This window comes from Chryseobacterium sp. MYb328, assembly GCF_037572595.1.
GTDB classification, from domain to species: Bacteria; Bacteroidota; Bacteroidia; order Flavobacteriales; family Weeksellaceae; genus Chryseobacterium; species Chryseobacterium pennae.
Map to the genome: position 1 here is coordinate 22,287 of NZ_JBBGZQ010000005.1, position 15,748 is coordinate 38,034.

6 protein-coding genes are annotated in these 15,748 nt (G+C 36.3%); 1 reads left to right on the forward strand and 5 read right to left on the reverse strand.

From position 1 onward, the window contains the following. Positions 1–23 precede the first annotated feature (23 nt). The 5 genes from WH267_RS07120 to WH267_RS07140 form a co-directional block, all read right to left on the reverse strand. Positions 24–3,281: a hypothetical protein gene (locus WH267_RS07120; RefSeq protein ID WP_340006882.1), complete on the reverse strand. Its 3,258-nt coding sequence runs from the start codon at positions 3,279–3,281 to the stop codon at positions 24–26. 317 nt (positions 3,282–3,598) lie between these two features. After that, positions 3,599–8,311 carry a T9SS type A sorting domain-containing protein gene (locus WH267_RS07125; protein ID WP_340006884.1) on the reverse strand — a complete coding sequence of 1,571 codons (4,713 nt, stop codon included), beginning with the start codon at positions 8,309–8,311 and terminating at the stop codon, positions 3,599–3,601. Between the two features lie 355 nt (positions 8,312–8,666). Next, the gene (locus tag WH267_RS07130; protein ID WP_340006886.1) at positions 8,667–9,725 is read right to left on the reverse strand and encodes an acyltransferase family protein; all 1,059 of its coding nucleotides are present in this window, start codon (positions 9,723–9,725) and stop codon (positions 8,667–8,669) included. A 22-nt stretch (positions 9,726–9,747) separates the two neighbouring features. Then, positions 9,748–10,887 (reverse strand): EpsG family protein, encoded by a 1,140-nt coding sequence (locus WH267_RS07135; protein ID WP_115970000.1) that lies wholly within the window; start codon positions 10,885–10,887, stop codon positions 9,748–9,750. After that, positions 10,887–11,888 carry a hypothetical protein gene (locus WH267_RS07140; protein WP_340006888.1) on the reverse strand — a complete coding sequence of 334 codons (1,002 nt, stop codon included), beginning with the start codon at positions 11,886–11,888 and terminating at the stop codon, positions 10,887–10,889. The genes WH267_RS07135 and WH267_RS07140 overlap by 1 nt, the downstream gene beginning before the upstream one ends. 193 nt (positions 11,889–12,081) lie before the next feature. On the opposite strand from WH267_RS07140, the gene WH267_RS07145 reads away from it, so the two are divergent. Continuing rightward, complete coding sequence (locus WH267_RS07145) at positions 12,082–15,735, forward strand: MMPL family transporter (RefSeq protein WP_340006890.1); 3,654 nt, start codon at positions 12,082–12,084, stop codon at positions 15,733–15,735. The last annotated feature ends 13 nt before the right edge of the window (positions 15,736–15,748 follow it).

A 15,748-nucleotide genomic window follows, 5' to 3' on the forward strand; every position in this document is an offset into this window, starting at 1 on the left:
AGTTTACTTTTTACCTCAGCAGGCTATTTATTAACAGTAATCAGGTCTTTAGGGATTTCTTTTTCTATTGTAGGTAAAGCTGTGACCTGTTCTTTAGGAATGGGACCTGATTCATTTCCGTTAACATCAAACTTCATTTTTACACACCTGCAGTTCATTCCGAAATAAGGATCATTATTATCATGAAAAGCAATCATACGGTTGGCTGTAGAAGCAGCATCCCAAAGAATATTCACAGGTCTTCCTATATAGTTGGAAAGCAAGACCCCCGTCCAGATTCCCGGATATTGAAAATTGATCATATTATAACTCCCCGCTGCACTTTGATTGGTAATAACACTTCGAAAGCCTCTTGAACCCGAATTCGGATAAATTCCGACACGGTATGACTGATCATTAAAAGCATATCCGATGGTGGATGTTGTGCTTGGGTTTCTAACTCTTGCTCCCAAATAATCGACAATCACACTAAATGCTGTTGCTACGTTTTTGTCTTTTTTATACCAGGGAGAAATCCCGAAATCAAGATTTGTCGTGATGGAAGTTCCTGTAAGATCTGGAATCCGCCATCCTTCCGGACATGGATCAAAAGGCGATTTTTTTGTTCCCCTTCCCCATCTGTCTGGTGCTAAATTGGGTTCATCAGCCAGCCAGTCTGTTCCGTTTGTAAAGTTAGGTGTAGCACTATTGTATGGTGCAAAAGTACTTGGAACCATATACACTAATGGATTTCTTACAGAATAGGTTAAAACTTTTGAAATTTTATCCGCTATTTTATCTGTGGGAGATATGTTCGCATTGGCTGCATTTATATAGGTATTGAAAGGTACAATATAATTTCCGGCCAGATTATTATAAGCAGCTACAGTCAAAGGAGTATAAGCCACTGTCCCGTCCGTTCCCGCAGCTCCTAAAAACACGCTAAAGGAAGCTCTATTATCAGCGTATTGAAAAGTTGGGATCGGGTCTTTCCTTCCCCATTGATAATGCATACCTGTTGATGCCCTGATTTTTGCCAATTCCGCAGCAGTAGGTGTCAAAGGATTTGCAACCACAGGAAAAGCATCTGTAGCTCCCAAATTTCTATCCATAAATTCTGTCTGCAGTGGGGTTGATCCCTTATCAATATAATTTACATAATTTATTACAGCTGAATTGGGTAATTCTGTTGTATAGGAAGTGGAAGCAATGGGAGTATCTGTTACCCAGACATGCCAACTCCAGTATACAGGATTGGTAATACTTCCGTTATGTAAAGTAATCACTGCATTTCCGCTTTGATTTGGATTAATCGTAACGGCAATTTTAGTATTTGAAATCCCTTCCAGGGAATTTGGTGACCCATTAGGAATGGTTACCTTGCTTATAAGGCCTGTATTTGTACTCCAGAGTACATTAGCTTTTAAATTATTGAAACCTGATGTGGAAAGAATGTCTTTATTATTCAACATTGTACTTTGAACAGAAAATGCTTTACTTACAGGAATTTCAAGGGTAGCTAATGTTGTACTTTTTACAGTCTGATAAGTGTTTGGATTATCAATTCCTTCTTTAAATTCAACAACAACAGGTAAATATTCTGTAGGGAATTCATATCTGTCTACTATATACAAAGGGTCTTTTATACATCTGCACGCATTCGCTCCCGAAGTTTCCCCAGCTGCCAGTGGCATATACCAATATCTTCCTTTGACACCAGGAAAAGAGGCATCCGGAATATCCGGCTGACCTTTATCAGGAACCATAAACAATGCCCGGGCCCCTACAACAGGAGTATTATCAAAATGTTTAGCCATAGTTGCCGTCCATAAAGCTGTATGATGCTGGTCTGTATATTGTCCTAAGTGAACTGTAAGCGCCAATTGTCCAGTTCCTGGAAAAATCCCCATATTAAAACCATTCACATTGGATAAGTCAAATCCTGTATTTGCATATAATTTAAACCCTTTCATATAGTTTGGAGTATTGATATCCGTTGGTTTTATCACATGGTATTTATTGCCTTCGAAAGTGTTTTTACCCATATTCGTTCTTACTCCAAAGGGGGAAAAGTCTACCCTCACATCATCTATATAAGTCTGAGAGGCTAAATTTGCAACCAACACAGAAGGAATTCGCCATCCATTCGGACAAGGGTCATAGGAAGATTTATCATGATAAGGTTTCGCGCTGCTGTCATCATTGTAATTCGCACCCACTTTTCCCTGAGAATTGTCTGACCATAAATTTAATTCGGAAAGCTGTGCATCCGGAATGGAAGTGGATTTCCCGAACCAGTTTACCATTAAAGCAGCATTGTTATTATAGTAAGCCGGTCCTGAATTATCATCCTTATTAACGTAGATAAGACTTAATGGATTTTTGACGGAAAGCTTAATATTGTTACTTACTTCAGCATTGGAAAGGAGAACGAATTTTCTAAGATCATCAATTTTCACTGCTCCCGTAAAGTTCTTGGCTCCTCTGTGTCTTACCCGCCCTATTGACCCTGAAACTTCATAAAAATCATCTCCTTTTAGCACCAATGGCGGAATAGGGTCTTTTCTTCCCCACTGATACAGCAGGCCACCGTTTTTATTCCATTCTGTTGCTGTAATTGAATTTCCAACTGCACCCAGGTTTCTGTCCATCCATCTCCATTCTGAATCGGAGATCAGCTCTACAGTTCCATCGTTTTTCTGTCTTGAGACTCCTTTAAAACTTTTATAGGTCGAGCCATTTTCAGGAGTATCAGTCACCCAGATATGCCATGACCAGAAAATTTCACCATTAACCTTTAAAGCAACAACAGCATTTCCTTCTTTGGTTTTATTGATGGGAACTTTTATTTTAGCATTTTCACCTGATCCTACCATTTCAAGGAGATATCCTGCTCCTGATTTTATCAATCCAGGATTGTCTTCCCAAAGAACATCTGCCGTTATCTGCCCTGCAGGAATTCCTGAAGCACCCAAAATTTTATCCTGCTGCCACATCGCATAAGCCTTTTTTACAGGAACATATAAACCTTCATTATTCTGGCTTGGGTCAAATAGATAGCTGTTTGGAGCCTTGGTCCAGTCTCTTACATCCTCATTATTGGCTTTCTTATCTGTATTTCGATTTTTGCCATTAGTTTTCTTTACTCTTCCTGAGGACTCAATAATAGTATCCTGATTACTTTTTTGAGATTTTTCTATCTGAACGATCCGCTTTTTTAGCATTACACCATTCATAGAACAGATACATATCAACACCAGGCAAATGATTGCCGTTATTTTTTTTAGTACTGATTTTTCCATGTCACTGATTTTATATAAACATAAGTACACCCCTATACTTTTGATATAAAAAAGTCATATGATACATAAACAACAATCTAATAAATCAATTATTAAACAAATAATTCAACATAATTATTTTATTAATATAAAATAATCAATACAAAATCAGAGAATCAAAAAATACACCAAAAGTATAAAACATGGTATGAACAATACTTTAATATTTTAGCAACAATTCCATAAAACAAACCTCATATCCTGCATTCAAAAAGAAACAGAGGCATAAAAAAACCGGGAGAAAAAATCTCCCGGCTGATATTTATGAAATAATTAAATTATTCCTTGATAATCTTAACGATACTGTCGGAATTATTAATCCTTATCAGGTATGCACCTGAAATTAAACCAGAAAGATCCGTCTGTTCATTTTCAAATTTGCCTGATTTGATTAACTGTCCGGACATATTATAGATCTGATAATAATATTCTTTTACTTTATCATTTCCTTTGATATATAATATACTCTTTACCGGATTAGGGAATACTTCAAGTTTATTCTGAACAATCTTTTCTTCAACAGCTTTTTTCGCCAAAACATTTGTCGCTCTGGCTGCTGAAACAGTGGTTACCTGTAATCTTGGTATTGGTCCGGCTTCATTTGTTCCATCTGTTTTGACTTTTACACAACGACAACTTGCACCAAAGTAAGGGTCGTTATTATCATGAAATGCCTGAATAAAGTTCTGAGTAACATTGCTGTCATATTTTTTGAGAAGCAGGTTGATTGGTCTGCCATTGAAATTGGAGCTTAAACCCGATGTCCAGAAACCTGTATAAAGACTTCCATTGACATCTCCTTCAGAAGACGCAAAATTAGGAACTGTATTAGTGGTTACACTTCTGTACCCTCTCATTCCTGTAAATATTGCATAGTTACCAATGGTGTAATCACTATTTGGGAACATAAATCCTGCAGTTCTTCTCTTTCCAACTCTCACCTGAGTTCCAAAATTATCTGTTATAATCCTATAGGCACTTGCAGCTCTGTATGATTTTCTATACCACGGACTAAGACCGAAATCTTCCTGTGCTACAGGATTTGAAGGAACTGAGATAACAGATACCGTAGTTACGTCAGGGATTCTCCATCCTTCCGGGCAAGGATCAAAAGGGGATTTTTTATCACCTCTCCCCCAGCGATCAGCACCTAAATTAGGCTCTGCAGCCAACCAGTCTGAACCTTTTCCGGTAGCATCCAAAGTACTCGGCACCATAAAGGCCAATGGATTTTTCACCGAATACGACAATACTTTTGCTATTTTTTCAGAAGGTTTGTCTGTAGCAACAACATTGGCATTGGCAGAATTACTATAGGTTGCATACGGTCTGATATAATTAGTATTATAATTCGATTCAACTAAAGGTGCATAGGTAATTATTCCGTTTGCTGCAGTAGTTCCTGTCCAGTACTTTACAGCATCTGTTTTATAGCGATACTGGCCATAATCAATATCTGATGCCGTTCTATAGGTTGGAATTGGATCTTTCCTTCCCCATTGATAATGAAGACCACCAGAAAGCATAATCTGCTCCGGAGAGCCGGGTAATGCTGTTTCAGGGTTTAGGTTATCCCCATAAATGGTAGGGAATACTTCTACAGCTCCTAAGTTCCTATCCATGATTTCAGTATCCAAAACTTCACTTCTTTTTGCAAAGTTTATATAGTTCACAGCATTGGCATCCGGCTGATCTGTTATATGACGATTGGACCCGATAGCCGTATTGGTTACCCAAATATGCCAGCTCCAGTAAACCGGATTTGTGATACTTCCATTATGCAATGTAACAACCGCGTTACCACTTTTATTTGGATTGATGATAACTTTTATTTTTGAACTACTGATTGCTGATAAAGAACCCGGCTGATCTACAGAAACCTGTTTAATCAAACCTGTATCTGTTGTCCACAGAACATTTGTTTTTAAATTATCAAAACCTGAAGCATTTAATACATCAGGATTATTTAATAATTGACTCTGGGCAGAAAAAGCTTTACTGATTGGAATTTCAATTGTAGATTCTGCAGTAGATTTTACCATTGTATAGGTGTTTGGATTATCCAATCCATCCATGTACTGTCCTTCTGCAAAGTAATCTGTAGGGAAATCATAATCGTTAACCACATATAAAGGATCTTTGATACATCTGCAACCATTGGCCCCAGAAGTTTCCCCCATAGATAACGGCTGATAGAAATACCTTCCGTTAATATTCGGATAGCTTGGATCTGGAATATCAGGTTGTTCTTTATCAGGAACCAGAAACAGAGCTCTGGCTACGATGGATGGAGAGGCATCGAAATGTCTGGTCATCGTTGCAGTCCATAAAGCTGTGTGATGCTGGTCTGTATACTGCCCTTCATGTCTGTTAATAAGCAACTGTCCGGTACCCGGAAATTTCCCCATATTAAATCCACCTATACTGGAAAGGTCATACCCTACATTCGTATACAGTTTAAATCCTTTCATAAAGTTAGGCGCCCCTGCATCTGTAGGTTTGATAATCTGATAAGAGTTTGCTTCAAAAGCATTCTTACCCATATTGGTTTTCACCCCAAGAGGAGAGAAATCAATTCTAATATCATCAATATAAGTCTTTGATCCTCCATTAGCTACTAAAACAGAAGGAACCCTCCAGCCATTAGGACACGGGTCATAAGACGATTTATTTTTATAGGGCTGTGCATCATCATCTCCCAAGTAATTGTCTCTATATTTTCCTTCGGAATTATCAGACCATAAATTAAGCTCGGAAAGTCGATTGCTACCAAAATCAGGTGATTTTCCAAACCAATTTAACATGAGCGTCTTAGCACTGTCATAATATGCGATATCTGCACTATTATTCCCCACATAGATTAGGCTTAAAGGATTTTTAACGGCAAGTGACAGGTTATTTTTCACATTCGCACTGGCCAATGGAACAAATTTTCTAAGTGCGTCAATTTTAACTGAGTTTGCCGTATACTGGGCATTTCTATGTCTTATTCGTCCTATTGAACCTGACACTTCATAAGAATCATTTCCCTTAGCTGTTAAAGGAGGAATCGGATCTTTTCTACCCCACTGATAGAGCAATCCACCATTTTTATTCCAGTTTCCTGAAGTTAAAGAATTACTCATTGCCCCTAAGTTTCTATCCATCCATCCCCAATCTGAATCCGGAATCAACTCTACAGTCCCATCTTTCTTTTGTCTTTTTAGCCCTGCGAAACTCTTATAAGCAGAACCATTAGTAGGGTCATCCGTAACCCAGATATGCCACGACCAATAAACCTCACCACCAACTTTTAATGCAATAACAGCATTTCCTTTTTTAGCCTTATTAACAGGAACTTTTATCATAGCATCTTCTCCAGAGCCAATCATCTCAAGGCTATAATTAATGCCTGATTTGATCAAACCATGGGCGTCCTCCCATAAAACATCGGCCGTAACCTGTCCTGCAGGAATATCAGACCCACCAATGTATTTATCCTTCTTCCACATAGCAAATGCCTTTTTAACCGGAATATAAAGACCGTCTGCACTATTTCCTGTCTTATCTTTTCCAGTAAAAATATAACTATTAGGAGCTTTAGTCCAGTCTGCAACACTATAATCTGAAACAGCTCCTGTATTTACCGTAAAACAACCCAGTGAGCACTCCGAAGTATCATCATAAGCCATAGTAGAGCCAAAAACACCAGTATATTTAATGAATTTGAATACTTCTTTTTCAACATCCTGCATAGTCCTTTTAGGCTGATATGATGTAGTAACATCATTTCTTAAGGCTCCCACACCGTATAAAGTCATCTCTGAAGTATTAGAAATGATAAGGTTTTCAGATCCAGGGCCTCTTCTTGCCACATTGTTTGTATATCCGAAATAAGGAGCTCCATAATTGCTTGTACTGTTTGGAGTAAGATCTATATAAGTCCCATCATTTTTATAAATTCTTAATCCGGTTGTAATACTCGAAACAATCACAACAGGTTCCTGATCTGGAATAAATTCAGCCAAATTCTTCCACGTCCTGTTGTACATGTTAAAATACCTGCTTTCTATAAAGGTTGGACTTTTCCAGTTAAAATATCCCGGACCATTAGGTTCTCCCGGCCATTGGCTAAATTTCACAAAGAGTCCGTTAGCTGAGAATTTACCGGCAAACATATACACAGGATCATCATAACTATACAGATAAGGTATAGGATGCCCTGCAGCTTCATTGTATATAAATTCAGGAGTAGCCCCTAATGTATCACTAACCGCTCCTGTATTGACCAATTTTACAGCTTTACTGCCATTTGCATCTGCAATCAGATCTGATGGATGAGTGGGTGCAAATACAACATCATTTTTTTTATTATCCATCAGGACATTACTCAGTTTATTCCAGGAATAAGCAGATGTCACCCTGTCTTTCACTCCAACCACTTTTCCACTGCTGTTTGTAATCAGTGACCCATCCTTCTTAGGCGTTAAGAGCATTGTATATTCATTTTCATCCAGATCACAGTTAGAAGCAACATAATCACTAAGCTTATAATGGCTTATACTTTTGTCCCATACAACACTATTGAAATTGCTAAGATTAGTATCCGAACTCAGTTCCACTTTTACCTTATAAGAACTTTGAGCAGAAGCAGGAAGTTCAAAACGCGCCGTGAGAATTTCATTGTACTGGTTATAGGAATACAAAGTCTTACACCATCCGGTAACCCAATTGCCCTGTGCATCCTGATATCGGATCGACAGTTTTATATGATCACTGGTAAAGGGTTTTGTAAGCTTTCCGCTCATCACAACCAACCCTTTCTGATTGATATTCTGATTGATAACGATCAGCGGATCCAGATCATAAGTAAAAGGAGTAACAGGGGGGTAAAGCCTGGAATTTAAAGATTTCCCATACGTTTCCGGAGGCGAAAATTCCCGCGAAAAAGCATGAGTTGACACCACGCAGAATGCTGTTGCCAAAATTTTGGAAATAAATTTTGCTTTCATAACGTTGTTGTTTGAATAAATGTGTTAAAACTTGATTATTTTTTTCCGAAAAGATGGTATCGGATACAATAGGAAAAGTAAGTGTGAATAAATTCACTTGAATTGGTGTTCATCATGGTTTATTTGTGTTTTTAGTTTAAAAAATCTGTTCAGCTAGGGAAAGAATTTTCACAAATATATGAAAAAACAGATTCAGGTGACATAAATCGACAATAATCTATTAAACAACCGTTTAACATTCAAATAAGAATATTCTATCTGAGAAATAATCCAATAGTAAAACAAGCCTTTCCGGAATATAAAATTTACTCTTTAAATCCAGAAGAAATAAAAAAAACGGTAATGATACCGTTTCTTATTTAATATTTTTAAGCATTGATTTTAATTTTTTCTGAATCGGAGGCTCAAGATATTCTGCAACCACATATGCTACAGGAATTACAAGTGAAAATGAAATAATGGGTAAAAGCCAGTAAGGGACCGTAATAAATCTATCTATTTTCAGCATCCATGAAATCATCATATTTTCATGCAATAAATAAACAGGATAACTCACAAACCCCACAAAAGTAAACAGCCTCATCGAAAAGAAACGCTCCATTCGCTTCCAGAATAACGCTCCTACAAAAACAAGAACCAAAATAATAAGATACACGTTTCTGGTCATATCCTGAAGCCTGTACATATAAAACATGGCACATATTGTGGCAATTACAAAAGCATACAGATATCTTTTATCTCTTTCTTTATAGTAAATATACATGAGTGCACCAGATACAAACCACCCGAAATAGACGAAGTTTCCAATATAGGCTTTACATTTCAGCAATTCCGGAGGAAGCAAGTGATGGAATTCCAGGATCTGATACGACACAGCCACCAAATAAATGATAAAGATCCCTAACAACGCCATGTTCCTTTTAAACATATAATAAAGCGCACCGAAAATCATATAAAACTTTACTTCAATATACAAGGACCAGAATGATGATTCCAGAACAGGAAAGTCGGTTTTAAAAATACGCTCCAGCAATCCCTCATCCACGAATAGAATTCCGGGAAGCAAAGATTTAAGCTCAGGAATCCCCAAAGGTCTTTCATAAAAGAATCCAGCTGTAATATAGATAATTAAGGAGCATATCAGCATGCTGGGGAAAAGCCTCACCCATCTGTTTTTGATAAACTGAATAAAGCCTGTTGTTTTTTCCATAGACATCAGAATGACAAACCCGGATATCAGAAAGAACAACTGCACGCCCAGATCTCCATATTTTACCAGCAGATTGTCTTTGAACAAATCCCCGAAAGGATAATGTTTGCTCCAAATATAATATCCATGAAAAAGAAAAACCAACAAAATTGCAAGTCCTCTTAAACCGTCTAAAACTAATATTCTATTTTTCTGTTCAGCCATAAATCATAAAATATAAAACCTCTTACGGAAGAATATGGTTGTGATAGAGATCTATTGTAAATCTACCTGCTGTAATATTTTTAAAGCTGGAAAATACCACAAAATTAAAAATAACCAAAGCTACAATGAAGCTGTGTATAGCGGCTCTCATCCCTTTAGAAACCACAAACATCGTATTGGGAATTAAAATATAGGAAAATGCAAGGAAAGTCCCCGTTAATCTGGACGAGAAAATCGGGTTATTCCTAAAAATAAAATAGAAACAGATTCCTATTACAGTATAATTCCGATGATACTCGTAGTAAGGATATTTTTCTTTCATTTTTGTATCAAAAATAAACAGGAAGGCAGTACAGATAGCCAGCATCGCCTCCGGAATTCCGAAACCTCCGTTCAGTCGCTCTACAGATTCATCCACATAACCATTGAACCCTTCCACCAGGGTACTTTCGGAGGCAAAATTCCCCAATATATCCCCAAAGTACCGGTATACTTCAAACGGAGAAAGAAATACTGATATCAGAATAAAAAGAAGCATCCAGAATTTATTCAACGGAACTCTGGCGATCCAATACATTGGAAGCATCAGATAACAAACATTGTGAATACCTGCTGCAAGATAGATCCATAAAAGATACATCCATAAATTCCGTTCTTTAATATACCGTATTGCCCAATATGCCATGAAACACCCTAAGTTTTGCCTGATCTGTCCACTCTCTCCAATAAAGAAGCCCGGAATAAAGACAAAAACCAAAAAGGTAAAAGGATAATGGGTATTTTCTTCAACAAATTTTGTTTTAAAAAAAGTTACCAATGCTGCTATTACAAAGGTCAGCATGTAGAAAGGAGCATCAAAAATATTGATCAGAATCTTATTGATCAACACATAGAGCCACTCCTGCTCCATCACCTGCGGCCCCTTTATTGAAAGAGCTGCAAGAAAAATACTCAGATAATCTTTCGTATCAGAATACACATAGATTCCCACATAACTTCCATAATCCGGCCCCACATCATCACGAAATCCTGCAATAATGACAAGAAATACCGCCAAAATATAAAGCGCCTTTTTATTCGTTTTCCCGGAATACACTTCCTGAAAACTGAAAATCAGCATATAAATGACTGCAATGATATAATAAGGGTGTAATAAATTCATTAGACGGTTATGGTGTTTTTAAATTGATACGAAGTAAATATAAACCCCGTGAGAATTAAAGGAATAAATAACCTTACTTCCCAGAAGAGTCCCACCATCGCAATCATTATCAGATAAGGCAGGGAAAAGAAAAGGTACTTTCTGATCAGTATTTTTCCTTCGTTATTACACAATATATAACTGAAATATACACTTATCATCCCAAATAAAAGCCCGCTTATATTAAAAGGACTGCTGAAGTTATCCAGAAAATAAATTCCTTCCACAAAAGATGCGTCCTGATGGATCATCATTCTAAGCCCGGCATAAGGAATGATAAAGGCAATCACCAAAAACACAAGTTCTCTGATGAATGTAAAATCCCGATTTTTAAGTTTTTTAAAATCAATGCAGACTGCAGCAAAAAAAGAAATATTCAGGCATGAAGTCTCTCTTGCCAATGTTGAAATACATACAACTGCACATAAAAGGATAAAGTCCGAAATATTCCTGTTCTGCAAATATTTCAGGGAAAGCAATGCTCCCCAGAGATAAAAGAAAATGGCAATAGAATCACAATTGGTAGGCACATACTGCACGATAACGATAAAGAATATGGCCAGCAAATGGATCAGTCTCCTGATATTCAAAGACAAAAGAGCTCCTACAGATTTTAGTTTAAAAATCATATGTAAAATGATCGAAGACAGCACAAAAAAGAAACTGTTGATCAGAAAAATGCTATGATAAAAGAGTGTTCCCTGCTTTAAAAGAAAACTCTTAAGAAAGGGAAGATAATTGTTTACAAAGAATGTTACTGCTTCTGTAACATGTACACTCAGATAATTGGGTATTACTCTGTAAGCATATACCGAAGCAAACATAAAGTCTGGAGCCTTATCCATAGTCTTCAATCTTACATAGGAAGATTCAAAGCCATAGTAAGACATCGCAAACAGCAGAAACGGGAGTACTGCAACAAATAGGAATCCGTTTATTTTTTCATCATTTTTTGTCAACATATCAAAAACAGATTCTTATTTTTTGAATAATAATTGTGGTTTAAAATACATTTCATCAAAAGGGAACTTTTGCAAAAGTAGAATAATTTTTCATTCTGCCTAGAATATTTTATTGATTTTCAGACAAAACTTATCCCTAACTATTTTGATGTAACTCTTAAAAATTTAAATTTGCAGACTTGATCCAAATGCAATGCATCGCTTTTTTATATTTTTATATTATCTGATTTCCAGAAATAAAATCCTTTCTGTATTTACAGCCTTAGGAATTGCCGCTTTATGTCTTTTTTTTGCTTCAAAGATTAATTTTGAAGAGGACATCAATCAGATCATCCCTAAAAATGAAAAATCGGATCTTACAGCAAAAGTGCTTAAGCAGCTTAACTTTTCGGATAAGATCATCGTTATCATAGAAAATAAATCCAGCGAAGACAGCTTCCAGCTTTCTGAAACCGCTGATACTTTTTTACGGAAAATAGAGCCTTTACAAAGATACATAGGTACTGTTCAGGGGAAAGTAAATGATAATGAAATTTCAGAAACCTTTGACTTCGTCAGTCAGAATCTGCCTTTATTTCTCAATGAAAACGACTACAAAGAGATTCAGGAAAAGCTTGGGAAGGATAGTATTGCCAGGCGAATAGAAGATAATTATATTTCATTGGCTTCACCTACCAGCCTTGTCACTAAGGAATTTATCAAAAAAGACCCTCTTGGGCTGACCTTTTTAGGAATCAAAAAATTAAATGCCTTAAACATCAGCAAGGATTTCAAACTGGAAGACAGCTATATTGTAACCAAGGATGGAAAAAACCTTTTGCTGTTTATAGATCCTAAAAACAAAAGCAATGATACCAAGGCTAATGAAACCTTCGTTGATGAACTTGATACGATAAAAGATAATCTTAATAAACAGTTCAAAGGAAAAACAGAGATCAGCTATTTCGGATCTCCGGTGATTGCTGTAGCCAATGCCAAACAGATCAAAAAAGACATTCAGAATACAGTTGTCATTTCAATGACAGTACTTTTGGTCCTGCTGATTTATTATTTCAGGAACTTCTTTACCCCTATCATTGTATTCCTTCCGACAGTCTTCTCAGTTCTGCTGGCTTTAATGGTATTGTATTTTATTAAGGATAAAATCTCGGCCATTTCATTAAGTGTGGGAGCTATTCTTATCGGAATTACCATAGATTATGCCCTGCACATTCTTACCCATTACAAGCACAATAACAATATTGAAGAACTCTATAAGGAAATTACCCAACCCATAATATTGAGTAGTGCGACAACTGCAGTTTCTTTTTTGTGTCTGGTATTTGTACGGTCAGAAGCATTAAAGGATCTGGGACTTTTTGCAGCCATTACAGTTATTTTATCTTCTGTTACCGCATTAATTATTGTTCCCCAGCTTTATCAGCCTAAACATACTGAAGAAAATCATAACATCAATTTCATTGATAAGATCGGATCTTATCCGTACGAAAAAAATAAACCTTTGATTATAGGATGTTCTATAGTCATCTTAGCATGTTTATTTGGATTCAGGCATGTTGGGTTTAATGAAGATATTGGTGACCTGAATTATATTCCGAAGGAAATGAAGATCAGTGAGGCAAAACTGCAAAAGCTTTCGGATATTACTTCAAAATCTATTTATACGATCTCTTACGGAAATTCTGAAGAGCAGGCTTTGGCAAGAAATTCCCAGTTAAATACATTCCTTGAGCAAGAGAAAAAAGAAGGTAAAATATTAAGTTACAATTCAATTGGAGGTATTGTTCTGTCTGAAAAAGATCAGCAAAAGAAAATTACTGAATGGAAAAACTTCTGGAATGACAGCAAAAAGAGCCAGACGGTCTCTGAATTAGTCAGTAACGGAAATAAATTCGGGTTCAACAGTTCGGCTTTTGACAATTTCAATGAAATTTTAAATAAAAACTACTCTACGTTAACCATCAGGGACTATGAAAAGGTGAAGGCACTCCAGATTTCAGAGTTTATGAGCCATGAAAAAGATTTTTATACGGTTTCGAATGTGGTAAAGGTTGACGAGAATAAAAGAGATGCCTTTATCAAGGATATTGAAAAGAAGCATAATGCCCTGGCAATTGACCGTCAGCAGATGAATGAAAACTTTTTAGGTTTATTAAAAAGAGATTTCAATACACTGATCAATTATTCTCTTCTGGCTATTGTTTTAACAATTATCGTTTTCTTCAGAAATTTTGAACTAACGGTTCTTACCATGTTCCCTATTGTTCTAACCGGAGTAGTGACAGCCGGGCTTCTATATTTTATGGGACTGGAACTGAATATCTTCAGTACCGTAGTATGTACATTGGTCTTTGGAGTTGGAGATGACTTCAGTATTTTCCTTACCCAGGCTATGCAAAAAGAGCATACAACAGGAAAAAATGAACTTCCAACGTATAGAACATCTATTATTCTGGCAGTATTTACAACCATTTTGTCCATCGGATCTCTGATTTTTGCCAAACACCCGGCTTTACATTCATTAGCTTTGGTAGCATTGATTGGAATGTTCTCTGTGATTATCATTACTTCTACTCTATATCCGTTCTGGTTCAGATTATTGATTACCAACAGGGCAAAAAAAGGACTTTCTCCAATTACATTCAGATTATTGATCGTGTCAGTCATCAGCTTTTTATATTATGGGCTTGGAGGAATGCTATTTTCTGCTGTGGGAAGTTTCTTTGTGAAAAACTCAAAAGGGAAAACTCTGGATATCATTAAACTTATTTTAGCTAAGTTTTTAACTTCCGTGCTATATTCGAATCCATTTGTAAAGAAGAAGGTCATTAAAAATCCCAATGAAGATTTTAGTAAACCAGCTGTTATTATTGCTAACCATACTTCTTTTTTAGATACACTGGCGATTGCAATGGCCACTCATAAAATCATTTATTTAGTGAATGACTGGGTGTACAAATCTCCGGTGTTTGGTAAACTGGTTAGGGCATTAGGCTTTTATCCGGTTTCTCAGGGCATTGAAAATGGGATGGATAAACTGAAGGAAAAAATTGCACAGGGCTATTCTCTTGTTGTTTTCCCTGAAGCGGAACGTTCCTACACCAATGATGTTAAAAGATTTCATAAAGGAGCCTTCTATCTTGCAGAACAGTTTGAATTGGATGTTCTGCCTTTATATATCCACGGAAATTCTGAAGTTCTCCCAAAAGGGGATTTCATTATCTACGATGGAAGCATCACTGTAAAAGTGGGCGACAGAATCAGTAAAGATGATGTAGCTTTTGGTAAAAACTATTCTGAAAGAACAAAAAAGATCAATGCTTATTACAGAGATGAATTTGCTAAACTGAGAGAAGAGATTGAGGATGAAAATTATTTTAAAAAGCAGTTGTTCCTAAGCAATTTATATAAGGATAATGAAGTGGTAACAGAAGTAAAGAAAGATTTTAAGGCTAATAAATCGGTTTACTTTGAACTGAATAAACATATTGCCACAGATGCCAATATCCTGCATATTTCAGATGATTTTGGTCAAAAAGATGTATTACTTACTCTTTACCAGGCAAGCAGACGAATTTTTTCCTGGATCAGGAATGATGAAAAAAGAGCAACAGCAGTCCATAATTATCTTGTAAAAAGAAGAAAGATACATTATATAAAAGATTTGTCTGAAGTGAATAAAAGTATTGATGTCCTTCTGATTTCAGATGATAGTTTTGATCTTAATGAAATTCAGGTTCTTCCTGAAACCATCATTTTTATCAACAGCAAAAACTCGGGGATAGAAAGTGAAAATTATACATTAGAATTTAGTTCTGAATCATTAAAAGTATTTAAAACTAAATAATAAATATGAAAAA

Excerpts from the sequence above, each read along its gene's own strand:
- WH267_RS07125 (WP_340006884.1), bottom strand. The coding sequence starts at position 8,311 with ATGAAAGCAAAATTTATTTCCAAAATTTTGGCAACAGCATTCTGCGTG.
- WH267_RS07130 (WP_340006886.1), bottom strand. The coding sequence starts at position 9,725 with ATGGCTGAACAGAAAAATAGAATATTAGTTTTAGACGGTTTAAGAGGA.
- WH267_RS07120 (WP_340006882.1), bottom strand. The coding sequence starts at position 3,281 with ATGGAAAAATCAGTACTAAAAAAAATAACGGCAATCATTTGCCTGGTG.
- WH267_RS07135 (WP_115970000.1), bottom strand. The coding sequence starts at position 10,887 with ATGAATTTATTACACCCTTATTATATCATTGCAGTCATTTATATGCTG.
- WH267_RS07140 (WP_340006888.1), bottom strand. The coding sequence starts at position 11,888 with ATGTTGACAAAAAATGATGAAAAAATAAACGGATTCCTATTTGTTGCA.
- WH267_RS07145 (WP_340006890.1), top strand. The coding sequence starts at position 12,082 with ATGCATCGCTTTTTTATATTTTTATATTATCTGATTTCCAGAAATAAA.